Annotated in this window: 20 protein-coding genes; 8 read left to right on the top strand and 12 right to left on the bottom strand. The window is 64.3% G+C overall.

The window, feature by feature from the left end:
• Positions 1 to 252 precede the first annotated feature (252 nt).
• The 3 genes from gltS to U5A65_RS08015 all read left to right on the top strand — a co-directional run bounded on the left by gltS (position 253) and on the right by U5A65_RS08015 (position 3,341).
• On the top strand, positions 253 to 1,467 hold the full coding sequence (gene gltS, locus U5A65_RS08005; RefSeq protein ID WP_321911560.1) for a sodium/glutamate symporter: 1,215 nt from the start codon (positions 253 to 255) through the stop codon (positions 1,465 to 1,467).
• 83 nt (positions 1,468 to 1,550) lie between these two features.
• A complete protein-coding gene (locus U5A65_RS08010) occupies positions 1,551 to 2,171 on the top strand; it encodes a LysE family translocator (protein WP_321911561.1) in 621 nt (206 codons plus the stop codon).
• Between the two features lie 192 nt (positions 2,172 to 2,363).
• Positions 2,364 to 3,341, top strand: a complete 978-nt coding sequence (locus U5A65_RS08015; protein WP_321911562.1) for a 2-dehydropantoate 2-reductase — start codon at positions 2,364 to 2,366, stop codon at positions 3,339 to 3,341.
• 116 nt (positions 3,342 to 3,457) lie between these two features.
• Here the strand turns inward: U5A65_RS08015 and U5A65_RS08020 are convergent, their stop codons facing one another.
• Together U5A65_RS08020 and oxlT (U5A65_RS08025) are read right to left on the bottom strand one after the other, a co-directional pair.
• Positions 3,458 to 4,579, bottom strand: coding sequence for a LysR family transcriptional regulator (locus tag U5A65_RS08020; RefSeq protein WP_321911563.1), 1,122 nt, complete (start codon positions 4,577 to 4,579; stop codon positions 3,458 to 3,460).
• A gap of 22 nt (positions 4,580 to 4,601) precedes the next feature.
• Positions 4,602 to 5,960 carry an oxalate/formate MFS antiporter gene (oxlT, locus tag U5A65_RS08025; RefSeq protein WP_321911564.1) on the bottom strand — a complete coding sequence of 453 codons (1,359 nt, stop codon included), beginning with the start codon at positions 5,958 to 5,960 and terminating at the stop codon, positions 4,602 to 4,604.
• A gap of 369 nt (positions 5,961 to 6,329) precedes the next feature.
• Here oxlT (U5A65_RS08025) and U5A65_RS08030 point away from each other — a divergent pair, with 369 nt between their 5' ends.
• On the top strand, positions 6,330 to 7,274 hold the full coding sequence (locus U5A65_RS08030; protein WP_321911566.1) for a LysR family transcriptional regulator: 945 nt from the start codon (positions 6,330 to 6,332) through the stop codon (positions 7,272 to 7,274).
• 117 nt (positions 7,275 to 7,391) lie between these two features.
• Here the strand turns inward: U5A65_RS08030 and U5A65_RS08035 are convergent, their stop codons facing one another.
• The 5 genes from U5A65_RS08035 to U5A65_RS08055 form a co-directional block, all read right to left on the bottom strand.
• Complete coding sequence (locus tag U5A65_RS08035) at positions 7,392 to 8,366, bottom strand: hypothetical protein (RefSeq protein ID WP_321934057.1); 975 nt, start codon at positions 8,364 to 8,366, stop codon at positions 7,392 to 7,394.
• Between the two features lie 49 nt (positions 8,367 to 8,415).
• Positions 8,416 to 9,228 (bottom strand): fumarylacetoacetate hydrolase family protein, encoded by an 813-nt coding sequence (locus U5A65_RS08040; RefSeq protein WP_321945976.1) that lies wholly within the window; start codon positions 9,226 to 9,228, stop codon positions 8,416 to 8,418.
• A gap of 17 nt (positions 9,229 to 9,245) precedes the next feature.
• Complete coding sequence (frc, locus tag U5A65_RS08045) at positions 9,246 to 10,493, bottom strand: formyl-CoA transferase (RefSeq protein ID WP_321911572.1); 1,248 nt, start codon at positions 10,491 to 10,493, stop codon at positions 9,246 to 9,248.
• A 456-nt stretch (positions 10,494 to 10,949) separates the two neighbouring features.
• The gene (locus U5A65_RS08050; protein ID WP_321911573.1) at positions 10,950 to 11,678 is read right to left on the bottom strand and encodes a GntR family transcriptional regulator; all 729 of its coding nucleotides are present in this window, start codon (positions 11,676 to 11,678) and stop codon (positions 10,950 to 10,952) included.
• Positions 11,659 to 11,895, bottom strand: a complete 237-nt coding sequence (locus U5A65_RS08055) for a hypothetical protein (protein ID WP_321911574.1) — start codon at positions 11,893 to 11,895, stop codon at positions 11,659 to 11,661. Before U5A65_RS08055 ends, U5A65_RS08050 begins: the two co-directional genes overlap by 20 nt.
• A 559-nt stretch (positions 11,896 to 12,454) precedes the next feature.
• Here U5A65_RS08055 and U5A65_RS08060 point away from each other — a divergent pair.
• Positions 12,455 to 12,916: a DUF2917 domain-containing protein gene (locus tag U5A65_RS08060; protein WP_321934055.1), complete on the top strand. Its 462-nt coding sequence runs from the start codon at positions 12,455 to 12,457 to the stop codon at positions 12,914 to 12,916.
• 106 nt (positions 12,917 to 13,022) lie between these two features.
• On the opposite strand, the gene U5A65_RS08065 is transcribed toward U5A65_RS08060, so the two are convergent.
• Complete coding sequence (locus U5A65_RS08065) at positions 13,023 to 14,186, bottom strand: porin (protein ID WP_321911576.1); 1,164 nt, start codon at positions 14,184 to 14,186, stop codon at positions 13,023 to 13,025.
• Positions 14,187 to 14,814: 628 nt separating this feature from the next.
• Here U5A65_RS08065 and mprF point away from each other — a divergent pair.
• Both mprF and U5A65_RS08075 read left to right on the top strand, forming a co-directional pair.
• Complete coding sequence (mprF, locus tag U5A65_RS08070; RefSeq protein ID WP_321934054.1) at positions 14,815 to 17,424, top strand: bifunctional lysylphosphatidylglycerol flippase/synthetase MprF; 2,610 nt, start codon at positions 14,815 to 14,817, stop codon at positions 17,422 to 17,424.
• A 92-nt stretch (positions 17,425 to 17,516) separates the two neighbouring features.
• Positions 17,517 to 18,830 (top strand): virulence factor family protein, encoded by a 1,314-nt coding sequence (locus U5A65_RS08075; protein ID WP_321946433.1) that lies wholly within the window; start codon positions 17,517 to 17,519, stop codon positions 18,828 to 18,830.
• 15 nt (positions 18,831 to 18,845) lie between these two features.
• On the opposite strand, the gene U5A65_RS08080 is transcribed toward U5A65_RS08075, so the two are convergent.
• Positions 18,846 to 19,109: a cupin domain-containing protein gene (locus U5A65_RS08080; RefSeq protein ID WP_321911579.1), complete on the bottom strand. Its 264-nt coding sequence runs from the start codon at positions 19,107 to 19,109 to the stop codon at positions 18,846 to 18,848.
• 480 nt (positions 19,110 to 19,589) lie between these two features.
• Between U5A65_RS08080 and oxlT (U5A65_RS08085) the strand changes: the two genes are divergently transcribed.
• Positions 19,590 to 20,924, top strand: coding sequence for an oxalate/formate MFS antiporter (gene oxlT, locus U5A65_RS08085; protein WP_321911581.1), 1,335 nt, complete (start codon positions 19,590 to 19,592; stop codon positions 20,922 to 20,924).
• Positions 20,925 to 21,025: 101 nt separating this feature from the next.
• Here the strand turns inward: oxlT (U5A65_RS08085) and ahpF are convergent, their stop codons facing one another.
• From ahpF to U5A65_RS08100, 3 genes are all read right to left on the bottom strand, one after another.
• A complete protein-coding gene (ahpF, locus tag U5A65_RS08090) occupies positions 21,026 to 22,627 on the bottom strand; it encodes an alkyl hydroperoxide reductase subunit F (RefSeq protein ID WP_321911582.1) in 1,602 nt (533 codons plus the stop codon).
• 189 nt (positions 22,628 to 22,816) lie between these two features.
• Positions 22,817 to 23,380: an alkyl hydroperoxide reductase subunit C gene (ahpC, locus tag U5A65_RS08095; protein ID WP_321911584.1), complete on the bottom strand. Its 564-nt coding sequence runs from the start codon at positions 23,378 to 23,380 to the stop codon at positions 22,817 to 22,819.
• Positions 23,381 to 23,703: 323 nt separating this feature from the next.
• Complete coding sequence (locus U5A65_RS08100) at positions 23,704 to 24,612, bottom strand: LysR family transcriptional regulator (RefSeq protein WP_321945977.1); 909 nt, start codon at positions 24,610 to 24,612, stop codon at positions 23,704 to 23,706.
• Between the last annotated feature and the right edge of the window lie 69 nt (positions 24,613 to 24,681).

Below are 24,681 nucleotides of genomic sequence, written 5' to 3' on the forward strand. Positions count from 1 at the left end.
AGACGGCCAGACTCGGGGGATATTCGTCCTGCATGAGCGGCGGCCTCGCGCGCGGTGGCCGCGGCGGAAGCGTTGGCGTTCCGCTTGCGTATTTAAGCGTGGGGCCCCGTTTCGTGCAAGCAACGTGGCCGGAACCGGCGCCCGGTTGTACACCTCTGCGCACCATGCGCGCAACGCGCGAGCGCGTGGTGTACCGTGCGCGAAAGATGCGCCGCACGCCTTGCGCCCTCACCGCCCCGCCGGACACCCGCCATGAACGTCACAGTTTACGGAACGCTCGTCGTCGCATCGCTCGTGCTGCTGGCCGGACAGTGGCTCGTCGCCGCCGTGCCAATCTTGCGCAAATGGACGATACCGGAACCCGTAGCGGGCGGCATCGTCGCCGCGCTGATCGTGTTCGGTCTGCACAGCTTCGCGCACATGGACGTGGTCTTCGACACCTCGCTGCAAGCGCCGCTCATGCAAGCGTTCTTCGCCACCATCGGCCTCAATGCGAACCTCGCCAACCTGAAACACGGCGGCCCTGTGCTCGTGCGCTTTCTCGCCGTGGTGGTCGCGCTTCTCGTGCTGCAAAACGTGCTGGGCATTGCGCTCGCCATGGCGTTCGGCGTCGATCCGCTGTACGGGCTGCTGGGCGGCTCGGTGTCGCTCGCGGGCGGGCATGGCACGGGCGCCGCGTGGGGCGCGGTGTTCACCGAGCATCACGGGCTGCAGTCCGCCACCGAAGCGGCCATTGCCTGCGCCACGTTCGGGCTGATCATGGGCGGCATTCTGGGCGGCCCGGTGGCGCAGCATCTGATGAAGCGCATCGGCACGCCGGCTGGCGACGCGGCGCCCGACGCAAGCGGCGCGGCAACGCCCGACCCGTACGCATTCGAAGAACCGAAAGCCGAGCAGCCCACCACGCCGGGCGCGTTCATCAACACGCTCACGCTCATCGCCATCAGCCTAGCTGTGGGCGACGCGCTCTCCGGGCTCATCGCGGGCACCGCGTTCGAATTGCCCACCTTCGTGTGCGTGCTGTTCGTAGGCGTGCTGCTCGCCAATGGGCTCGCGCTCCTCGGGCGCCCCGTGGCCGAGCACGCCGTCGCGCTGATCGGCAACGTGAGCCTCGCGCTCTTTCTCGCCATGGCGCTCATGACACTGCGCCTGTGGGACCTCGCCGCGCTCGCGCTGCCGGTGTTCACGATCCTCGCCGCGCAAACGCTGCTCATGGTGATCTACGCGATCTTCGTGACGTTCCGCGTGATGGGCGCAGACTACGACGCTGTCGTGCTTGCGGCCGGCCACTGCGGTTTCGGCCTCGGCGCCACGCCCACGGCGATCGCGAACATGCAGGCGGTCACGGCCCGCTTTGGCCATTCCCATCTCGCGTTTCTCGTGGTGCCGATGGTGGCCGCGTTCTTTATCGACATTGCCAACGCGATCACCATCAAGCTCTTTCTCCTGCTGCCGATTTTCCATTGAGCGGCAGGGCGCCTCACGCCAACCGCGCTAGAATGATGCGATTCACGGCGCGCCGCGCACGGCGCCAACGTTCGAGCGTCACTATGTCCCTCACTGCCTGGCTCTTCTTTCTGCCCGCCTGTTTCGCACTGAACATGGCGCCGGGGCCGAACAATCTTCTCTCCATCAACGTCGCCGCGCGGCACGGCTTCCTGCGCGCGTTCCTTGGCGGCGCGGGGCGGCTCGTGTCGTTCGCCGCCATGATCGCGCTCGCGGCCACCGGGCTTGCCGTCGTGCTGCGCGCCTCCGAGGCGGTCTTTTTCGTCATCAAACTGGCGGGCGCCGCTTACCTCGTGTGGCTCGCCGTGCAGCTTTGGCGCAGCGACGCCAACCCGATCGGCGAGAGCACGGACAGCGACGCCTCGCTCGCGCGCCTTGCGTGGCGCGAGTGTCTTGTTGCGGCGGGCAACCCCAAGGCGATTCTCGTTTTCACGGCCTTCCTGCCGCAATTCGTCGATGTCGCGAAGCCCATCGCGCCGCAGTTCGGCGTGCTCGGCGCGAGCTTTCTCGTGCTCGAATGCGTGGCCATCGCGCTCTATTCGCTTGCCGGCATGTACCTCGGCCGCTGGCTCACGCGCACCACCGTGCGCCGCTGGTTCAATCGCACCTGCGGCGCGTTTCTCGGCCTGATCGGCGTGAGTTTTCTGCTTGTGCGGCGCGCCTGAAGGCCTCGTTGCGCAACGCTTTATCCATAAGTTTCTCTTGATGATTTTCGCGAGAAACTTTAACTGTCGTTAATCGACAGCAGCCCCTATGCTCAAACCATCGTCCGGGGTCGCGGCGAGCGCCTGGCTTTTCCCCAACGCTCTCTGAAACGCCCACGGACAAGCGGTTTTCAACGTCATTGGGGTTTCAACATGAAGATCTGCATCTTTGGAGCGGGCGCCATTGGAGGCATGATGGGCGTGCAACTCGCACGCGCAGGCGCCGACGTGAGCTTCGTTGCCCGCGGCCCGCATCTGGCCGCCATGCGCGAAAACGGCGCTCGCCTGCTGATGGACGGTGAGGAGTACGTGGCGAAGGTGCGCTGCACGTCCGACCCGCGCGAACTCGGTGTGCAGGACGTCGTCATCATCACGCTCAAGGCGCATTCCGTGGCGGGCGTGATCGACTCGATGCAGCCGCTCCTCGGCAAGCATACGGCCATCGTCACCGGCACCAACGGCATTCCCTACTGGTACTTCTACCAGCACGGCGGCAAGTTCGCGGGCACGCGGCTCGAAAGCGTCGACCCGGACGGCTCGCAATGGAACCGCCTCACGCCCGAGCGCGCGATTGGCTGCGTCCTCTACCCGGCCGCCGAAATCGACGCGCCCGGCGTGATCCGCCATGTGTACGGCAAGAAGTTTCCGATTGGCGAGCCTTCGGGCGAGCGCACCCCGCGCATCGTCCAGCTCCATGAAGCCATGCAGGCCGCCGGGTTCGATGCGCCGATCCGCGAGAACATTCGCGACGAAATCTGGCTCAAGCTGTGGGGCAATCTCTGCTTCAACCCGATCAGCGCGCTCACGCACGCCACACTCGACGTCATCACGAGCGACCCGGCCACGCGCGCCGTGGCGCGCACGATGATGCTCGAAGGCAAGCGTATTGCCGAGCAGTTCGGCGTGAATTTCCGCGTGGACGTGGAGCGGCGCATCGACGGCGCGGGCGCGGTGGGCGCGCACAAGACCTCGATGCTCGTCGACCTCGAAACCGGCCGGCCGATGGAGATCGATCCGCTGATCACCGTCGTGCAGGAAATGGGCAAGCTGGTTGGCGAGCCGACGCCGGCCATCGACACGGTGCTCGCGTTGATCAAGCAGCGTGAGCGCATGGCCATGCAGGCGGCTTAAGTCACGGCGAAGGGGCGGCGCGTGCGCCGCTTTTTTTGCGGGATTGCGGAGCCTGGAAAAGCAAAACGGATCGCATCGAGCGATCCGTTTTGCTTTGCAGCAGAAGGAAACACGCGCTATTCGATGCGCGCGTGTGTGCGGGTCACTTGCAGCGGCGGCGGCGCATCGGCGCTGCGCAGCGCGACGCGCATCGGCGCGCCGTTCGAGCCGCGCATCGGCGAGCCGTCGATGGAGGTTTCCGGCAGCGCTTCGTTGTCCTGCGACGAAGCCTCCGCGTCCGAACCGTCTGGCGCCGCGCTGTCCGCCATAAACTGCGACCACGCCGCCTGAGCGCAAGGCCGCAGCGAACGATGGCGGCGGCGCACGAGCATCGTCGTCACGTTGACGACAGGATGCAGCAAGCGCGTAACGAGCGGCCCCGCGGGCGCAGGCCAGTGACACGTTGCGTGCGCAACTTCCCCTGAGCGATGCGCATGCCCTGCGCGCGCGCCCTCCACGCACACCGGCAGCACGCCGATGCCCATGCCGAGCTGCGCCATGCGCGCCACGCCCGCCACGTGCGCGAACTCCTGCAGCGGCCTCCCCTCGGGCCGCAGACCGTCCAGCGCGCGCATCACCGCACCGCGGCAGCCCGCGTCGCGATTGAGCGTGACGAGCGGCTCGCGCGCGAGATCGTCCCATCGCAGCGCCCCCTGTAGCGCAAGCGGATGGTGCGCGGGCAAGAGCGCGCATAGCGGTGTGGCGGAAAGCGGCTGCACGTCGAGATTGCCGCTCGCGAACGGCACGCTTTCGGCGATCACGCCGAAATCGGCCTCGCCCTGCTCGACCGCCTGCAGCACAGCCGCCTGCGGCAAGTCCTGCAATTGCAGCGTGAGCGAAGGAAAGGCCGCGGCGCAGCGCGCGAGCGCGGCGGGCACCCAGGTCGACGAGAGCACCGGGTTGCTCGCCACGAGCACCACGCCGCTATGCGACTGGTGCGCGTCGCGGCCCTCGCTGAGCGCCATCTCGATCTCGTCGAGCAGGCGGCCGATGCGCCGCTCGAAGCCGCTGCCCGCGAGCGTGAGCTCGACCTGGCGCGTGGTGCGGTCGAAGAGCTTGAGTTCGACCGCTTCTTCCAGTTCGCGCACGCAGCGGCTCACCGCCGACTGCGTGAGCCCGAACTCGCGCGCGGCGCGTGTGAAGCTGCGCGCCCGCGCCACCGCGACGAACACCTTGAGTTGCTGGAGCGATACGTTCATCGACATGGCGGGCCCGCGCGCTTCATTCGCCGCTTTGGTTGGACCAGTGCGGCAACCCCGCGCCCGTATTCGTTGCCAGCGTGACATTGGGCTCGCTGCCTGCTTCGTTGCTTGCTTCGCTGCTTTGTTCGATCAGGCGCTTGCGCATCGGTGCGAGGAAGAACTTGGCGCTCACGCCCGCCGCGATCGTGATGACCGCAGCCGCGATGAACACGGCGCTCCAGCCGCCCGTGGCAGACAGCACCGAGGCTACCGGCACGAGCAGCGCGGCGGTGCCCTTCGCGGTGTACAGCGTGCCGGCATTGGAGGCGGCGTACTTGCTGCCGAACGTGTCCGCGCAGATGGCCGGAAAGATCGAGAAGATCTCACCCCAGAACAGGAAGATCAGCGCAGCGAAGACCATGAATGCATACGGGTTCGTGCCGAACTGCATCATGCCGAGCAGCGCGAGCCCTTCGCCCACGAAGATCAGGAACATCGCGTTCTCACGGCCGATCTTGTCGGAAATGAAACCGCACAGCGGACGCGTAAAGCCGTTGCAGATGTTGTCGATCGAGAGCGTGAGCGTGAGCAGCGGCAGCGTCATGCCGAATACCGTCATCGGAATGCGGGCGAGGCCCCAGTCCTTGGCGATCGGTCCGATCTGCGCCGTTGCCATCAGGCCGCCAGCGGCCACCGCGACGAAGCAGATGTAGATCACCCAGAACACCGGCTGCTTGACCATCTGCCCCGGCGTGTAATCGACGCGCGAGACGAGACTGCGGCCAGCCACGACGAAGGAGCGCGGCGGCACCGGCTTTACGAGCAGGAACGAGAGCACGAGGATCGACACGCCCTGCAACACGCCGAAGAAGAAGAACGTGTGCTCGTAGCCTGAGCGCGTGATCATGTTCGCAATCGGAATTACCGTCACGGCAGCGCCGGCGCCGAAGCCCGCGGCCGTGAGACCGGCGGCGAGACCGCGGCGGTCCGGGAACCACTTGAGCGCGTTGCCCACGCAGGTGCCATACACGCCGCCCGCGCCGATACCCGCGATCACGGCAGAAACGTAGAGCATCGGCAGCGTCGTGACGTAGGAGTTGATCACCCAGGCGAGGCCTGCGCAAACCGCGCCGCCTGCCACGACCGGACGCGGGCCAAACTTGTCGACGAGCCAGCCTTCCACCGGCACGAGCCAGGTCTCGGTCAGAATAAAGATCGAGAACGCCAGTTGAATCTCCGCCTGGCCCCAGTGGTGACGCGAGTTCATCGGTGCGACGAACAGCGTCCATGCGTATTGCAGGTTGGCAACGAGCGCCATGCATAGCATGCCCACCACCAGTTGAAACCAGCGGTTCGTCCAGAACGGACCGCTCTCGCTCCTCTGACCGATTGCATTCATATCGCTTGTCTCCGCTATCTATTCATTGCAGCCGCGCAATTGCGGGTCTGCATAAATTCAGGCTTATGGTTTTATCTTTTTCACTTCCAGATGCTGTTTTTTATTGGCCAGATGAATCAGATATTCGAATTAAAATTCGTCAATCCTCATTCACCCTGACCGTACAGCAAACCCCTTAAAACATCGTTAAACAAGGGCTTTTCTACGTGTTGTCCCTTATGAAATCGTATTTCCGAGCGTTAACCCGAACATAGATTCGAGCACGTCGCACGGCATTCGGATGCCTTTCAACTATGCTAGGATGATTGCTGAATTACTCACAATTAAAGTTTGTTATTATGTGGATTCAGTATCCTTTATGGTTCGGCCATGACGATGCGAAACGCCACGCTGCGCCAGCTCAAGGTCTTCGAGACCGTGGCGCGCCACCTCAGTTTTTCGCGTGCTGCGGAAGAGCTGCATCTCACCCAGCCGGCCGTTTCTACGCAGGTTCGGCAGCTCGAAGATCACGCAGGCCTGCCGCTCTTCGAGCAGCTCGGCAAGAAGATCTATCTCACGCCCGCGGGCACGGAGATGCTCCACTACAGCCGCGCGATCATGCAGCAGTTCCACGAAGTCGACGAGGCGATGAGCCAGCTAAAGGGCGTCTCGGGCGGCAAGCTCAACGTGGCCGTCATTAGCGCGGGCGATTACTTCTTTCCGCGCCTGCTGGCTGAGTTCACGCGCCGCTACAAGGGCGTCGCGCTCAATCTCTCCGTGCACAACCGCGAGCAGCTGCTCCAGCAGCTCGCCACCAACCAGACCGATCTCGCCGTGATGGTGCGGCCGCCCCACGCAACCGACGCCATCAACGAGCCGTTTGCGCCGCACCCGTACGTGATCGTCGCGGCGCCCTCGCATCCGCTTGCGCACAAGCGCGCCATCAAGCTCAGCACGCTCGCCAACGAGGCGTTCATCGTGCGCGAGCGCGGCTCGGACACATGGAATTCGATGGAAGAAGGCTTCGCCGGGAAGATCACGAACCTCAAGATCGCCATGGAGATTCAAAGCACCGAAACGATCAAGCAGGCCGTGATCGCGGGCATGGGCATCGCGTTTCTCTCGGCGCACACCATCAGCCTCGAATTGCAGGTCGGCCACCTCACGGTGCTCGACGTCGAAGGCTTCCCGGTCATGCTCAACTGGTACGTCGTGCACCGGAAAAACAAGCGCCTGCCGCCCGTCGCGCTCGCGTTCAAGCGCTTCCTCATGGAGGAAGGCGCCGCGCTTATCGAGAACATTACAAAAGTGTCAGAAGCAAGTTTGCATAAGTAAGGTTTTATACCTACGCCGAAAACTATCACGCATGGCTAATCATTCGCGTCGTGTTGCGCGTTCTGTCGTGTTCCCCTGCTCCCGTAGATGATCTTGTGATGCCTTTGGCGGGCTGCCTCAGTGCGGCCCTTGCCGCTGCCGCAACGCGCCGCCCCGGCTGCGCCGCCGCCGTGGCAAGTCCTGTGACGCGTGATGACCCGCGCGCCCCGGGCCGCCATGCGGCGCGTCGTTCGCGGCCAGCCACGCCGGTTCGAAGGCGCCGCCGCCGCAGGCCGCGACCAGCAGTTCGTCCGGCACACCCGCGAAGCTCGCGTTGAATATTGCACTGAAGGGCTCGCTTGACAGTGACGCCTCGACCGCGCCCGTACGCGCGAGCCGCGGCCGCCTCGCGCCGCTCATGAGCCGCGCGCCCAGTGCCGCACACAGCACGCTCGCCGCTACCAGTATGGAGATTTCGACGTCGGGGCAAGCACGCACGCTCAGGAACCCATAGCCGAGCGCCGCTGCAAGCAGCAGCGCCATGACATGAACGACGCGGTCGCCACGGCCGAACGGCACGCGCCTTCGAGCCGCGCCACTCGCTCGTGCGCCACGGCTGAACAGACTCAGCGCGCCGCCGACCAGCAACGCGCCGGTCGCCACCGCGACGAACAGCGCCACGCGCGCGATCGGACTACGCTCAGGCTGCAACACGTAGCCAATGAAAGCGCCGATCAACACACTCGCGCCCGAAACACCGCCGAGCAGCGCGGCCGTCCGCGCACGTCGCGTGAGGTCGCGCCGGCCCGCGAGGCACAGACCGCCCAGCACACCCGCTTCGACAGCGACCGTCGCAACGGGCGACTGCATCCAGCCCGCGGCGATCAAGCCGGGCGGCACGGTCAACAGCAATGCGAACGAAATGGCGAAGGCAAGCCGATGCTTGTGCGGCGCAGCAGCACGCTTTGCACAGCGCAGCGCGGCACGGGAACGTGACGACGACCATGCACGGACCGGCGCGAGCGCCGCTAATTGTGCAAATGCACAGACGAGCCATGCGAATAGCGCACCCACACCCAGCCACGCCAGGTCGCCAGCCAGTTGCTCCGGCATCTCTCCTCCTCGCGCGGCATGTCTGCCGCGCGTTTTTGGTTTTACGTCATCAGGCCCCGCTCTCTACGGCAGCAAGCGACTCGCTCTGCGCGCATGCGGTGCCCAACATATTGCTCAACGTGCCAATCCCTTCGATGGTGACCTCGACAGTTGCGCCATCAACGATCGAGCCTACGCCGAGTGAAGTCCCGCACGCAATCACGTCACCCGGTTCGAGCGTCAGATCCTGCGAAATGAGGCTCACCTGCTGCGCCGGCGAAAACACCATGTCGTCGAGCGGATAATTCTGGCGCTCCACACCATCGAGTTTCGTGACAACGCGTGCGCGCTGCCAGTCGAACCCGGAAACGATCGCCGGGCCCAGACAACAGAACGTATCGAAACCTTTGGCTCGGCACCATTGCGGGAAGTGCGGATTCTCGGTGATGAGGCCCGCAGCCGTGACGTCGTTGACGATCGTGTAGCCGAAGATCGCCGACTCGGCTTCCTCGACGCTCGCGTCGCGGCAGCGCTTGCCGATCACGATGCCGAGTTCGCCTTCGAACACGATTTTTCCCGCATAGTGGGCAGGACGCCGAATCAATTCCGCAGAGCCGATCACCGAAGCCGCCGGCTTGATGAGGAAAAGCGGGTGCGAAGGCACCGGCTTTTCCAGCTTCGCGGCGAGCGCGTGAAAATTGTTCCAGAGCGCGACCACCTTGCCGGGCGCACAAGGCGCAAGCGGCGTGAGCGCGCGCAGCGACAGCACCGCGCCAGTGGGCACCGGCTGATCGAGCCCTTCGTATTCGTGCAGGTAACCGTTCTCGACGCGGCCGAACACAATGCTCCCGTCGCTCGCCATCAAACGCATCCACGTTTCCATGTTTTCGCTCCCTGGTTTCAAACGGCGCCAGACACGCGCAGCGAGTGAATCTCGTCCTTCGTGTAGCCGAATTCAGCGAGCACCTCGTCGGTGTGTTCGCCGAGCAGCGGAGAACGCGTGACTTCGGTCGGGCTGTCCGAGAGCTTGATCGGGTTGCCCACCGTGAGGTACTTGCCCCGCACCGGGTGATCCACCTCGACGATCGTTCCGCTCGCGCGCAGCGATTCGTCGCCCGCGATCTCCTTCATCGAAAGAATCGGGCCGCATGGAATGTCGTAACGGTTGAGCAAGGCCATCGCGTCGAACTTCGTGCGGTGCATGGTCCAGTGCTCGATTTCGTCGAAGATCGCCTTCAAGCGCGGCAGACGCGCATTCGGCGTGGCGTAGTCCGGGTCGTCGATCCACTCCTCGCGTCCGATCAGCTTGCAGATGCGGTCCCACACCGGTGCCTGCGCGATGAAGTAGATATAAGCGTTCGGGTCGGTCTCCCACCCCTTGCACTTGAGAATCCAGCCCGGCTGCCCGCCACCCGACGCATTGCCGGCGCGCGGCACCGCTTCACCGAAACTGTCGTTGGGGTACTGCGGGTACTCCTTCATGACGCCGGTGCGTTCGAGCCGCTGCTGGTCGCGCAGCTTCACGCGGCACAGGTTGAGCACGCCGTCCTGCATGGCTGCGAGCACCTTTTGGCCGCGCCCCGTATGCGTGCGCTGATAGAGCGCCGTGACGATGCCGAGCGCGAGATGCAGGCCAGTGCCGCTGTCGCCGATCTGCGCGCCCGAAACGACCGGCGGACCGTCGTCGAAGCCGGTCGTCGAAGCCGCACCGCCCACGCACTGCGCAACGTTCTCGTAGACCTTGCAGTCCTCATAGGGCCCAGGACCGAAGCCCTTCACCGAGGCGACAATCATGCGCGGGTTCAGCGTCTGGATATGTTCCCAGCTGAAGCCCATGCGCTCGAGCGCACCCGGCGCGAAGTTCTCGACCAGCACGTCGCAGTCGCGGATGAGCCGCTCGAGCACCCGCTTGCCTTGCGGGTTCTTCGTGTCGAGCGTGAGCGAACGCTTGTTGCCGTTGAGCATCGTGAAGTAGAGGCTGTCTGCGTCCGGCAGGTCGCGCAGCTGTTCCCGCGTGATGTCGCCAGCGCCTGCACGCTCTACCTTGATCACGTCCGCGCCGAACCAGGCGAGCAGTTGCGTGCAGGTGGGTCCCGACTGCACATGCGTGAAATCGAGGATGCGCACGCCGTTCAATGCCTTGCCCATGTCATATCTCCTTATCTAATCGTGGCCGGGCGAGTTTTCGAAAATCGGTGGGGTTGCGTGGGCAGAGGCGTTTCGCGCCATGGCGCGACATCTGCGTCCTTGAGCAATACGGTATGTGATATATCAGAACGAGGCAAGAGGGGAATTGCTCATCGGGAATGCCATTAGAATCGCGTCAAAGCCTTGCCCAGCCTGGCTTTCGCGCAAGTTCGACGTCGTTGACGCGGTGCACACGAGGGAAAACCCCGAGAATCTATCGCGCCTGATATGCCAGATTCCGTGTGAAGGATGGCTGTAAGGGCCCGCGATTTGGTCAGGGATGCCAGGGGTTGATGCGCATAAAGTCGGCCGGTGGAGGCCTTTGAACCACCGGGACGCGCTGGGACGTTACTGCATGCAAAACGGGAGACCCGAAGGTCTCCCGTTTTGCACTAACCGCGGCGCTAGTTGCGCACTTCAGTCAAGGAAATCGCAGTTCTTCTCGACGTAAACCGCGAGATCGAGCGAATGCTGGCGCACGAGCTTTTCCGCCAGTTCGGTGTCGCGCTTCTCGAGCGCCTCGATAATGCGCAGATGGTCGACGATCGAGCGCGAGGCCCGGTCGCTCTGCGAGATCGTCATGCGGCGAATGGCGCGCACGTGCACGAAGATGTTCTTGATGGTGTCGAGAATGATCTGCGACTTGGAAAGCTCGACAATCGCCTGGTGGAACGCGATGTTGGCGTCCGAGTACTCGGCGATATGCTCGGCCGGCGTGCTGTCGCGGAAGTCGTCGAACATGTGGCGCAGCCGCGCGATTTCCTCGTCGGTGGCGTGAACCGTGGCGAGGCGTGCGGCCATGCTTTCGAGCGCCGCCCACATCTGGATCATCTCCACGATCTCGCGCTTGCTCTTGCGCACAATATAGATGCCGCGGCGGGGCACCATGCGCAGGAAGCCTTCCTGCTCGAGCAGCGTCATGGCCTCGCGCACGGGCGTGCGGCTCACGCCGAGCGACTCACTCAGCACGCGCTCGTCGAGCCGGATTTCTTCGCGTGTCTGGTAGATGTCGGCGTCGGCAATGGCCTGGCGCAGCATGGCGTAAGCCTGATCGCGCAGGCTCAGTGTTGCGTTGATGGGCTGCAGCGCCAGCTTGAGCGGCGCCGCTTCCCGGCTTGCTACTACTTCAGTTTGTTCTGACGACATTGATTACCTCTTTTCCGACCTGCGGACGGATTCGCGGACCGAATTGTGCACGACGCACCGCCTTCGCGCGCGGCGCTTCGCCCAAACCGACGTACCGGCCATGCTGTGCAGCTTGCTCAATAGCAGACTGCGGCAGCCACCTGGCGATCATGACCGTAGCAGCCGCACCCAGACCCACAACCGCAGCACCGAAAAGTGCGAGAGAAACGAAATCCATTTGAAGCTCCGCATGATTGAGTAATCGAATAACTCAATCATATGCTGCGTTGCGGCAGAAAGCAATATTCTGTATGTGATATATCAGATGCAGTCGTTTCCGCACAACACTTCGATGCTTCCGGGGCTCAGCAGGGGGTGCGCTCCCACATTATGGGTACAGTCGACCGTATATCTATGAAAAACAACCCATGCTAGTGAGAAACCGGTACGGCCCGCAAGAGGATACGGCATCGAAGGGCACGATCGCGTCAGGCAAACGTGTGAACGAGACTCGCGCGCAACACACACTACGGCCGCCAAAGCTATTTAAGCATTTCAGGTTGACAGCGCGGCGAGCCACCCCGCACACTCGACCCATGCACACTTCCGTCACCCGCCTCGTCATCGCAAACACGATGAATCATCCGTGGAAAACCCATATGGGTCGTCCACGGGGATGGTGTGCGTACTAGCAGTCTGTCGTCACGCAAATCACAAGCCCCGCCGGCATCGACGGGGCTTTTTGTTTTTCTGGGTGGCAGCGCTCCGTTCGTCGGCTCCAAAAAATGGAGAACACGATGGATGACGCATTTCAGGCAGCTTCACAGCCTGCTTCACAGCCCGCTTCACAAGCCGCTTTACAGTCCACTTCACAGCCCACCGCGCAACCCGCTCCGCTGACCGTTGCAGACGCAACCGACCGCTTCGACGACCCGTTGCCCTCGCAGTCGGTCCACTTCGCCGTGCCGCCCATGCGCACGCTCACGTGGCGCGTGAATGCGTCAGCCACGCTGCGGGTTCAATCAGCCCAGGTGTGGGTCACGCGCGCCCGCTCGCCCTACGACCACTGGCTGCAGCCGGGCGAGACGCTGCGCCTCGAACGCGGCGAGCGCATCTGGCTCAGCACCGAGGCTGTTTTGCCGGCGCGCGTGAGCATCACGAGCGCATGGCAGCCGCCGTTTGCGGGCGTGCAGCGCTGTAGGGAACGCCTTGCCGCCTGGCTTGCGCTGCTCACGCTACGGCGCTCGCCCGAGGCGTGAAGCCCGCGCGCCGGATGCGCTTTGAGCCGAAGCCAGGGCCGCACACGCCAAAACGCCGGATACGCCGCTCAATGGGCGCATCCGGCGTCGTAAGACGGGCGCTGACTCAGAACTTGTGCCGCAGCCCGAGGTTCACGATGGTTTGGTTCGACGTGCCCGCGTAGCCATACGAACCGATCGAAGCCTCGGCCGGCATCGAGCCGCCCGAGCCGTTGCCCGTATCGCCGCTCGCGTGCTGCCACGCCGCCGTCATGTACAGGTCGGTGCGCTTCGAGAGGCTGTAGTCCGCGCCGAGCGAGACCTGGTTGTAGCTCGCCGTCGTATCGCCATTGGCATGCGTATAGCTGTAGCCAAGACCCAGGAGCAGCGCGGGGGTCAGCTGATAGTTCAGGAAGCCCTGGCCGGTGTTGTACTTCTGGGTGTTGAGGAACACCGAGCTGCCGTCCGGCGAGTAGCGCGCATTGCTGTAGCCGAGGCCGAAGGTGAACTGGCCGAGCTGGTACTGCGCCGCCGCGCGCGCAATGGTGAGCGAGTGCGCCGTGGCGTAGCCGGAGTTGATCGGGCCGTCGAAGGTGCCGTCCGAGGTGCTCGTCCAGCCGTCGGTGCGAATGCCGTTCACCGCCTGGCTGTTCGTCGCGTAGAAGTAACCGCCGGCGAGCGCGAGCGGGCCGTTGGTGTAGTTGACCGCCGCCGAGTACGACTGCTCTGCGCCGGTCGAGCCCGCCACGCCGCCAAACGAGTACATCGCCGCGACCTGCAGGCCGCTCCACACGGGCGTCGTGTACTTGACGGCATTGTTCACGCGGAAGCTGTTGTCGTAGTTGTCGACGTCGCCCGCCGTTGCGAACACGGAGCCGAAATAGTTGTCGGCCGTGATCCCCTGCACGAGATCGATGAGCGGGTCGTACTGCCGCCCCAGCGTTAGCGAACCGTACTGCTCAGCCGTCAAGCCCACGTACGCCTGCCGCCCGAACAGCCTGCCGCCTTGCGCGAGCGAGCCTGTCGACGGGTTGAAGCCGTTTTCCAACTGAAAGATTGCCTTGAGGCCGCCGCCGAGATCTTCGGCGCCCTTCAAACCCCATCGCGAGCCGGAGAGATTGCCATTGCTGCTGTTGCCGAGCGCCCAGAGGTTGTTGCTGCCTTCGGCGTGGTTGACGTACGTGATCGAGGTGTCGATGGTCCCGTACAGCGTCACGCTGGTCTGTGCCTGAGCCATGCCGGCAACCCCGAGCGCGGCAAGCGAAAGGGAAGTCAAGGCTAGTCTGTTCACGTCTTTCTCCCGGCGCAGTAAAACAACTCTTGACCAAAGCAGACTAACTCGCCCGTCGAGCAATGTAAAAGGATTAAACAAGCTGTCTCGAATTAGTGACAGCGGTTTCAGGAAGCGCCTGGATAACTGCCGAAACATTATCTCCCGCTGCGAAACAATGCACTGATCGCCCTCCTGCAACGCCCACCAGGCAAGGCTTTCGGAGAACCGACCAAACCGGCGAGCGTTTCAATATGTGATATACAAGCCCGCATTACTCATAACTTAACGATTACCTTATCGCTTCAACTTATCTGTTAATTAGGCTTTGCAAACATTAATCGACACGAGATAATTCCCCAATTAAATCCGCTAGTTAGGACGCGGCATGGCGCCCGATCGATCCGTACCCAAAAGCGGTTTCTTGTGCCGGGGCGTCAACCGGCGGGTAGTCCTATGCGTTTGCTGAGCTTAACTAGTCCTTTCCGAACGATTACGATTCGACTCGAATTTCCGGTTCGCGGCGCGAGGTGCGCGAGAACCGGCCTCGCAAGAACGTAAACGCAGAACGCGAATAAACGCGATGTCACCGCCGGGGAAGCTGTAACAGTCGATACGGCGACACCGCAGAGAGCCACCAGACCGATCCATGTCTCAATCGCATTCTTCACGCGCGGCGCGCGCCCTCGAGGCGCTGCGCCGCCGTGCCGGAGCCCTGCGCCTGCAGCGCTTTGTCGCGCCGGTGTTCGCGCTCGGCATCTGCGCGCTGCTGCTGGTCGTGTTCCAGCACCTCTCGCGCACGGTCGACTACCACTCGGTGATCCGCCAGCTCTGGACGCTCACGCCAGCGCAATGGGCCGGCGCGCTCGCCGCCACGGCCGTGAGCTTCGTCGCGCTGGTCGGACGCGACGCCGTGGGCCTGCGCTACCTCGGCGCGCGCGTCTCGCGCGGCGCGCTGTGGGCCGGCGCGATCGCCGGCTCGGCGCTTGGCAACGTCACCGGCTTCGGCGCGCTCACAGGCGGCGCCGTGCGCTGCCGCGTGTATGGTGGCGCCGGCGTCACGCCCGCGCAGATCGGCCGCATGACGGTGTTCACGAGCGTCACGCTCGCCCTCGCACTCGTGCTCATGACCGCGCTCGGCATGGTGGGCGCTGCCGGCACGCTCTCCGGCCTGCTGCATCTCTCGCCCGACGAATTGCGCCTGATCGGCGGCGTGGTGCTCGGCTGCGGCGCGGTGCTCGTGATCCTCTGCCCGGCCCACGCACAAGAGATCGAGCCATTTGGCCGCGCATGGCTGCGCTTTTCCGTGCCGGCGCGGCGCGACCTCGTTGCGCAATTGCTGCTGGCCGCGCTCGACGTGGTCGGCGCCGGGCTCGCGCTCTGGTCGGTCATGCCGCACGCACTCCTCGGCTTCACCGACTTCCTCACCGTCTATTGCGCCGCCATGCTGCTCGGCCTGATCGGCCACACGCCCGGCGGCATCGGCGTGTTCGAAGCCGCCATGGTCTACGCGCTCGGCCCGAGCGTGCCGACTTCCAAGGTGCTAGCCGCGCTGCTCGCCTATCGCGCGATCTATTTCGGCGCGCCGCTCGCGCTCGCGGCGGGCGTGCTCGCGGTATTCGAAGGCCGCGCGCTCAAAACTCCGCTCAGCGCCCGCTTTGCGAAGCGCGGCGCCGACGGCGTCTCGCAGCTCGCGCCGCTCTTTCTCGCCATCGTCACGTTCGTGACCGGCAGCATGCTCGTGATCTCGGGCGCCACGCCCGCGTTCTCCAAGCGCATCGCGCTGCTGCAAACCATCGTGCCGCTGTGGGTGCTCGAAAGCTCGCAATTGATGGGCAGCCTCTTCGGCGTGCTGCTCCTCTTCGTCGCGCGCGGCCTGCTGCGGCGCCTCGACGCCGCCTGGTGGCTCGCGCTCGTGATCGCCGTGGCCAACCTCGCGCTCTCGCTTGCCAAGGGCCTCGCCTTCGTCGAAGCGGGCGTGCTGTGCGTGCTGATCGTGCTGCTCCTTGCCACGCGCAAGCGCTTTAACCGCCATTCGTCGATGTTCTCCGAGCGCTTCACGCCGGCCTGGCTCGCCTCGGTCGGCTGCGTGATCGCGCTTGCCGTATGGGTGCTGCTGTTCGCGTTCCGCGACGTGCAGTACTCGCAGAGTCTCTGGTGGCAATTCGCCTTCCACAGCCGCGCCCCGCGCGCACTGCGCGCCACGCTCGGCGCAGGCGTGTTCGCCGCCGCGCTCGCGCTGTGGCAACTGTTGCGCCCCGCCGCGGGCCGCTTCGTGATGCCGCCGAGCGAAGACCTCGAAGAGGCCGCGCGCATCGTGCGTGCGCAGGAGCGCAGCGACGCGGGCCTCGCGCTGATGGGCGACAAGAGCTTCCTCTTCTCCGCCTCGCGCAAGGCATTCCTGATGTACGCGAAGCGCGGCCGCACGTGGGCGGCGCTGCACGACCCGGTCGGCCCGCGCGAAGAGTGGCCGGCGCTGATCCGCGAATTCGTCACACTCGCGCACGCGCACAACGGCCGCGCGGCGTTCTACCAGGTGCGCGCCGACGCGCTGCCGCTCTATCTCGACGCCGGCCTCACGCTGATGAAGCTCGGCGAGGAAGCGCGCGTGATGCTGCAGGAATTCGACCTGAAGGGTCCGCAGCGCGCGCATTTGCGCTACGCGCTCAAGCGCGGCGAACGCGACGGCTTTTCGATCGAACACATCGAGCCCACGCAGATGGGCGCGAGCCTGCCGGTGCTGCGCGCGATCTCCGACGCCTGGCTGCAGGACCGCGAAGCGCGCGAAAAGAGCTTCTCGGTGGCCGCGTTCGACGACGACTATCTCGCCGCGCAGTCCGTGCTGCTGATCCGCCAGAACGGCGAGCCGCTCGCGTTCGTCACCTTCATGACGACCGATCTGAATACCGACGCGACGGTGGGCGTCATGCGCCATTTGCCCGGCGCCTCGCCCTACGCGATGGAGTATCTGTTCACGCAGCTCGCACTGCATCTGAAGGCCGCCGGCTACCAGTCGCTCTCGCTCGGCATGGCGCCGCTCTCGGGCATGGGTCCCACGCCGCTTGCTTCGTCGTGGCACCGGCTCGCGGGCTTCATCTGGCGCTTCGGCGGCCGCTTCTATAACTTCCGGGGGCTGCGCGGCTTCAAGAACAAGTTCGCGCCGCGCTGGGAACCGCGCTATCTGGCCGCTTCGGGCTCGATCAGCGTGTTCATCACCCTCGCCGATCTATCGCTGCTGGCAGGAGGCTGGCGCTCATGACATTCCGTATCACCAGGCTGCCGCGCCTTGCAGGCACGGCAGCGGGCGCCGCTGTGCTCGCGTTTTTCACCGCTCACGCAAACGCGGCTTCGATGCCCGCTTCGACTTCCGCTTCAGCGTCCGCTTCACCGTCCGCCTCGGCGCCGGCTTCCGCCGCGACGATGCGCGTTTCCGGCGGCCGTTACGGCGATGTCGCAGTGACGAAACCGACCGGCACGATCCGCGGCTTCACCGTGCTGTTTTCCGCGGACAAGCACTGGAGCGCCGCCGACCAGCAACGCGCCGACGCGCTCGCGCAGCATGGCGCGCTCGTCGTGGGTGTGGATACGGAGCGCTACGCGCAGAACCTCGCGGCCGTAAAGAACGAAACCTGCCACAAGCTCTACGGCGACGCCGAAGCGCTGAGCCATCAGCTCGAACGCCAGCTGGGCGCGAGCGAGTACTACGCGCCGATCGCCATCGGCAGCGGCGAAGGCGCGCTCATCGCTCAGCGCATGCTCTCGCAGGCGCCCGCGAACACGATGGCAGGCGCCGTGTCGCTCGATCCCGCCGCGCAGCTCGACGCGCGCTTCTCACCGTGCCCGGCCGACCCCACGCTGTCGCGCGGCACCGGCCTGCCCGGCTTCTTCGAGCAGGGCGTGACGACGAAAGATACGCACGCAACGAATGCTGGCGCGCCGCGCACCTTTGCCCCCGGTGTAGCCGACGCCGACAAGATCGTTGCGCTCACCTCGAACCATCTGCGCGTCTCGACGGAAAGCGAAGAGGACGTGTCGGATCTGCCGCTCGTCGAACTGCCCGCGGCGCACGCGACCGACATGCTCGCGGTGGTGATCTCGGGTGACGGCGGCTGGCGCGATCTCGACAAGACGATTGCGGAAGCGCTGCAAAAGCAGGGCATTTCGGTGATCGGCTGGGACGCGCTGCGTTACTTCTGGAGCGAAAAGACGCCGGCACAAACGAGCCACGATCTCGCACGCGTGCTGAAGACTTACGGCTCGCGCTGGCATGCGCAGCACATTGCGCTCGTGGGCTACTCGTTTGGCGCGGACGTCATGCCGTTCGCCTACAACCGTCTGCCCGACGCGCTGCGCGCGAAGGTGTCGTACATGTCGCTGCTCGGCTTCGCGCCGGACGCCGATTTCCAGATCCGCGTGACGGGCTGGCTCGGCATGCCCGCCAGCGACAAGGCGCTGCAGGTGCGCCCGGAACTCGCGAAGGTGCCGCCTTCGATCGTGCAATGCGTGTATGGCGCGGGCGAGAAAGACACGCTGTGCCCGGCGCTCGTGAATACCGGCATCGACGTCGTCAAGACGAGCGGCGACCATCACTTCGACGGCGACTACAACGCGCTTGCCGCGAAGATCATCGCGGGATGGAAGAAGGAAATTGCGGCGCGGGGGTGAAGTCGCGCCCCACGCTTACTTTCTCGCGACGAGATACTGCACGCCCTGCGGCCCGTAGCGCTCGGCGTGCGGCAGGTTGGCGGCGAGATGGAACACGTCGCCGGCCTTGTAGTGCCGCTCTTCGTCGCCCACGCGAATGTGCAGATCGCCTTCGATGACGAGCGCCTTCGCTTCGAACGGATGCGAATGGACCTCCATGACGCCGGCTTCGCGCGTCACGACAACGGGTTCGGGAAAGCCTTCATCGGCCAGGCTGCGGATGAATGTTTCGCGCTGCATGATTCGTCTCCTCGCTCGACGGTGTCGACGCGCCATCGGCCAGTTTGGCACGCACGCCAACGCGCTGCACGACTTGGCCTCCCGCCGGACCGCCCACTCCCCTGCAGGCATCCCGGCCAACCTTTCACTCAAATCGACGTGAAAGGCTTTCGAAAAATTCCCCCTTACATTACTAAAAGCTTTCGCCTATAACGACATCACATGTCGCGATTTCCGCTATCTCGCACATGCCTCAGCCCGCCTGGCCTAGCCGGCGGGCTTTTTTTCCGGCGTGCGCGGCATCGGTCGAAAGCTTTCAAAAACCATACTCATTAATGCGCAGAGCTAGTGGAAGCCCTGAGATGCCTTCCGCTTGACTTCGTTGATATATTACATATTGTGTAAACGACTGTCAGGCAAACGACAGGATTCGCTGACCGCGATTCGGGCAGAAAGCGCTCTTCGCGCAAGGCCGTTCATTCGAAGAAACCGGAGACACACATGGAGCATCGGCAAGGAGGGGCGTCGCGATTCGCGTCGCCGTGGACGCAACTCGTGCTCGGCGTCATCTGCATGGCGATGATCGCCAACATGCAGTACGGCTGGACGCTGTTCGTCAATCCCATCAACGAAAAGTACCACTGGGGGCGCGCCGCGATTCAGGTCGCGTTCACGATCTTCGTCGTCACCGAAACCTGGCTTGTACCCGTGGAAGGCTGGCTCGTCGACAAGTACGGGCCGCGTCCCGTGGTCGTGGGCGGCGGGCTGTTGTGCGCCGTTGCCTGGGTGCTCAACTCGGTGGCCGCGTCGCTGCCGGTGCTCTATATCGCGGCGGCGATCGGCGGGCTCGGTGCGGGCGCCGTTTATGGCACCTGCGTCGGCAACGCGCTCAAGTGGTTTCCGACCCGGCGCGGGCTCGCGGCGGGCATTACCGCGGCGGGTTTCGGTGCGGGTTCGGCGGCGACCGTCGTGCCTATCGCCAACATGATCAAGAGCAGCGGATATGAGTCCACGTTCCTCTGGTTCGGTCTGGGGCAAGGGATCGTCGTGCTCGTGCTCGGTTTCGCGCTTAGCGCGCCCGCCTCGCACGGCGTCGCCGCAGCGAAACGCGCCATCGGACAAGCGGCGAAGCAAGTTGCGCAAAGTGCGAGCGCCGTCTACAACGCGAGTCCGCGCGAGGTGATTGCGTCGCCCATCTTCTGGGTGATGTACGCCATGTTCGTGATGATGGCCGCCGGCGGCCTGATGGCAACCGCGCAGCTCGGCCCGATCGCGAAGGACTTCGGCCTGCACGACTCGCCCGTTTCGCTGCTTGGCCTCACGCTGCCTGCGCTCACGTTCGCGCTGACCATCGACCGCGTGCTCAACGGTCTCACGCGGCCCTTCTTCGGCTGGGTCTCGGACCGCATTGGCCGCGAGAACACGATGTTCGTCGCGTTCGGCATCGAGGCGGTCGGCATCGTGCTGCTCTCGCAATACGGCCACACGCCGACGGCGTTCGTCGTGCTTACCGGCATCGTGTTCTTCGCGTGGGGCGAGATCTATAGCCTTTTTCCCGCCACCTGCGGCGACACCTACGGACCGAAGTTCGCCGCGACCAACGCGGGCCTGCTTTACACCGCGAAGGGCACTGCCGCACTGCTGGTGCCGTTCACGAGCGTGATCACCGCGGCAACCGGCAGCTGGCACGCGGTGTTCATGCTCGCCGCGGGCATGGCGGCGGTCTCCGCGTTGCTCGCCGTATTCGTGCTCAAACCATTGCGCAACGCGCATCGCCAAAAGCATGCCGAACCGGCGGCCAGCTTCGCGTATGGCAGCCCGCTCGTGCAGGACTGAGCCCTCTCTGATCCCGCGAAGGCATAAAAAAACGCCGGCGTAAGCCGGCGTAAAGAGAGACTGCTTTCAATCTTCGATCAGGCGACGACTTAGGCCGCTACTCAGGCAACTACGGGCGCTGCCTTCGCGTCTTCTTCCTGCTCGACCGACGAGCGGATCAGGTAATCGAACGCGCCGAGCGACGCCTTCGCGCCTTCGCCCACGGCAATCACGATCTGCTTGAACGGCACGGTCGTCACGTCGCCCGCGGCGAACACGCCCGGCACCGACGTTTGGCCCTTCGCGTCCACTTCGATCTCGCCGTGTTTCGACAGCGCCACCGTGCCCTTGAGAAACTCGGTGTTCGGCACGAGGCCGATCTGCACGAACACGCCTTCGAGTTCGACATGACGCTTTTCGCCCGACGTGCGCTCGAGATACGCAAGACCCGTCACCTTCTGGCCGTCGCCGGAAATCTCGGTGGTTTGCGCGTTCACGTGCACCGTGACGTTCGGCAGGCTGCGCAGTTTGCGTTGCAACACTTCGTCCGCGCGCAGTTGCGTGCCGAATTCGAGCAGCGTGACATGACTCACGATACCGGCCAGGTCGATCGCCGCTTCCACACCCGAGTTGCCGCCGCCAATCACCGCCACGCGCTTGCCCTTGAAGAGCGGGCCGTCGCAGTGCGGGCAGTAGGCCACACCCTTGTTCTTGTACTGCTGCTCGCCCGGCACATCCACGTTGCGCCAGCGCGCACCGGTTGCGAGCACCACGCTCTTCGCGCGCAGCGTCGCGCCGCTTTGCGTGCGCACTTCGAAGCCGTTGCCGGTGGGCACGAGCGCTTCGGCGCGCTGCAGATTCATGATGTCGACGTCGTAGGCGCGCACGTGCTGCTCCAGCGCCGTGGCGAACTTCGGCCCTTCCGTTTCCGTGACCGAGACGAAGTTCTCGATCGACATCGTGTCGAGCACCTGGCCGCCGAAGCGCTCGGCGAGCACGCCGGTGCGAATGCCCTTGCGCGCCGCGTAGATCGCAGCCGCCGCGCCAGCGGGACCGCCGCCGACGATCAGCATGTCGAAAATATCCTTCTGGTTCAGCTTCTCGGCGGCGCGCGACGATGCGCCGGTGTCGAGCTTCGCGAGAATCTCTTCCACGCCCATGCGGCCCTGGCCGAACACTTCGCCGTTCAGGTAGATGGTCGGCACGGCCATGATCTGGCGCTTCTCGACTTCGTCCTGATACAGCGCGCCGTCGATGGTGACGATCTGCACGTTGGGGTTGAGCGTGGCCATCGCGTTGATCGACTGCACGACTTCCGGGCAGTTCTGGCACGACAGCGACATATAGACTTCGAACGAGAACACGCCGTCGAGCGCCTTCACCTGTTCGATCGTGTCGTTCTCGAGCTTGACCGGGTGGCCGCCCACCTGGAGCAGTGCAAGCACGAGCGACGTGAATTCGTGGCCCATCGGAATGCCCGCGAACGTGACTTTCACGTCGGAGTTCGCGCGCTTGATGTCGAACGAAGGGGTACGCGCGTCGCCAGCAGCGGCGCCACGGCGTTCTTCGTAGGAGATGCGATTCGAGAGCGATGCGACATCCTGCAGCAGTTGCTGCAGTTCTTGCGACTTCTCGCCGTCGTCCAGGTACGCAACGATCTCGATCGACTGCGTGACTTTTTCGAGGTAACTTTTGAGTTGATCTTTGATGTTGGCGTCGAGCATGGCGTATTTTTCCGGCTAGAGAAGAAGCGGGGGAATTCTAAGTAATGCCTGGCAATTTCGCCGTTCCGCTTATGGCGTGACGAGGCGAGCAGGGTTCCCGGGCCGCAGCCGCGTGGGCGCGGCCCGGGGATACAGCTAATGAGACTTGGGCGTCATGCGATCAGGGCGATCGCATGTGAACAGCGACGCTTAGATCTTGCCGACGAGGTCGAGCGACGGCTTGAGCGTTTCAGCGCCCGGCGTCCACTTGGCGGGGCAAACTTCACCCGGGTGCGATGCCACGTACTGGGCAGCTTGCACCTTGCGCAGCAGTTCCTTGGCGTCACGGCCGATGCCGTTGTCGTGGATTTCGCACAGCTTGATCTCGCCTTCCGGGTTGATCACGAACGTGCCGCGCAGTGCCAGGCCTTCTTCTTCGATCATGACGTCGAAGTTGCGCGTGATTGCGCCCGTCGGGTCGCCGACCAGCGGGTACTTGATCTTGGCGATCGTGTCCGACGTGTCGTGCCATGCCTTGTGCGTGAAGTGCGTGTCGGTCGACACACCGTAGATTTCAACGCCCAGCTTCTGGAATTCTGCGTACTGGTCAGCCAGGTCGCCGAGTTCCGTCGGGCACACGAAAGTGAAGTCGGCCGGGTAGAACACGACAACCGACCACTTGCCCTTCAGGTTTTCTTCAGAGACCGGAACGAACTTACCGTTGTGGTATGCGGTTGCGTTGAACGGCTTGACTTGCGTGTTGATGAGAGACATGCGTTGTTTCCTCGCTCTGGGTTGGGAAAAGGTATGGACGAAGGTTACGGGAACCGCGCCCGTTTGAAAAATTGGTTGCTTTGATCGCGGGTATTAACCCTGCCTATCGGACCCCATAGCGGCCGTCAAAGCCCGTCTGCATGGGGTTCCGCGCCCGCATCGCGCGGCCGGGGCAACCTTCCGGGCGGTGAGCATACAACACAACTGCGACAATGCGCCTCACATGCCCGCCCTTTCGTGGTGCATCCGCGAGGCGCTACCCCTTAGATGCAGGCGCAACGGCCTTTCTGCAAGGGCTGCGCGCTTGCTGCGTGCATGCTGCGTCAGAGCACCCCGCCGCGCGCGGTTGCTGCACGCGCCGCCAGTCGCTCGCGCAAATATTGCGTGAACGCGCGGATCGTCACGGAAGCTTCACGATGCTGCGGGTACAGCGCGTGCAGCGCGTTGGGCGGCGGCATGAACGGCTCGAGCACCTCGACCAGCAGCCCCGCATCCACCGATCCCGCCACGATGAAGTCCGGCAGATAGCAGATGCCGAGCCCGGCAATGGCTGCATCGCGGATCACTTCGCCGTTGTTCGCGCGCAGCGGCCCGTGCACGTCGAAAGGCGTGCGCACGCCATCGACGATGAACTCCCACGGCGCGCGGCCCTGCTGCCCATACGGCAGGCAGGCGTGCTGCGCGAGATCGGCAGGCGTTTGCGGCGCTCGGCGGCGGCGTCGGTAGCCGGGGCTGCAGCAGGCGATCATGCGCACGTCGATGAGCTTTTGCACGACCAGCGTGGAATCCGCCAGCCGGCCAATGCGCAACGCCATATCGAAACCCTCGCCGATCACATCGACATTGCGGTCGCTTAAGTCCATGTCGAAGCGGACGTCCGGGTGCTCGCGCAGAAATTCGGCAACGAGCGGCGAAAGGTGCGCCATGCCGAAAGACATCGGCGCGCTCACTTTCAGGAGGCCGCGCGGTTCGCTGCGGCGGTCCGACATGGCCTGCTCGGCCTCGGACACGTCCGCAAGGATGCGCTTGGCGCGCTCGTAGAAGTCCTGGCCGAGGTCCGTGACCGCCAGCTTGCGCGTGTTGCGCACGAGCAGGCGCGCGCCCAGATCGGCCTCCAGCGCCGCCACGCGCCGGCTCACGAACTGCTTGGAAAGCCGCAGCCGGTGCGCCGCCGCCGTGAAATTGCCGGCATCCACGGTGTTCACGAAGATCCGCATGTCGTCGAGTTGCATGTCGATTGTCCACTTCAATGTGACAGTGAGTCGTATTTTACGGCGATTCCAGTCGATTTAATTGACCTA

The organism is Paraburkholderia sp. J10-1 (assembly GCF_905220165.1).
Taxonomy (GTDB): domain Bacteria; phylum Pseudomonadota; class Gammaproteobacteria; order Burkholderiales; family Burkholderiaceae; genus Paraburkholderia.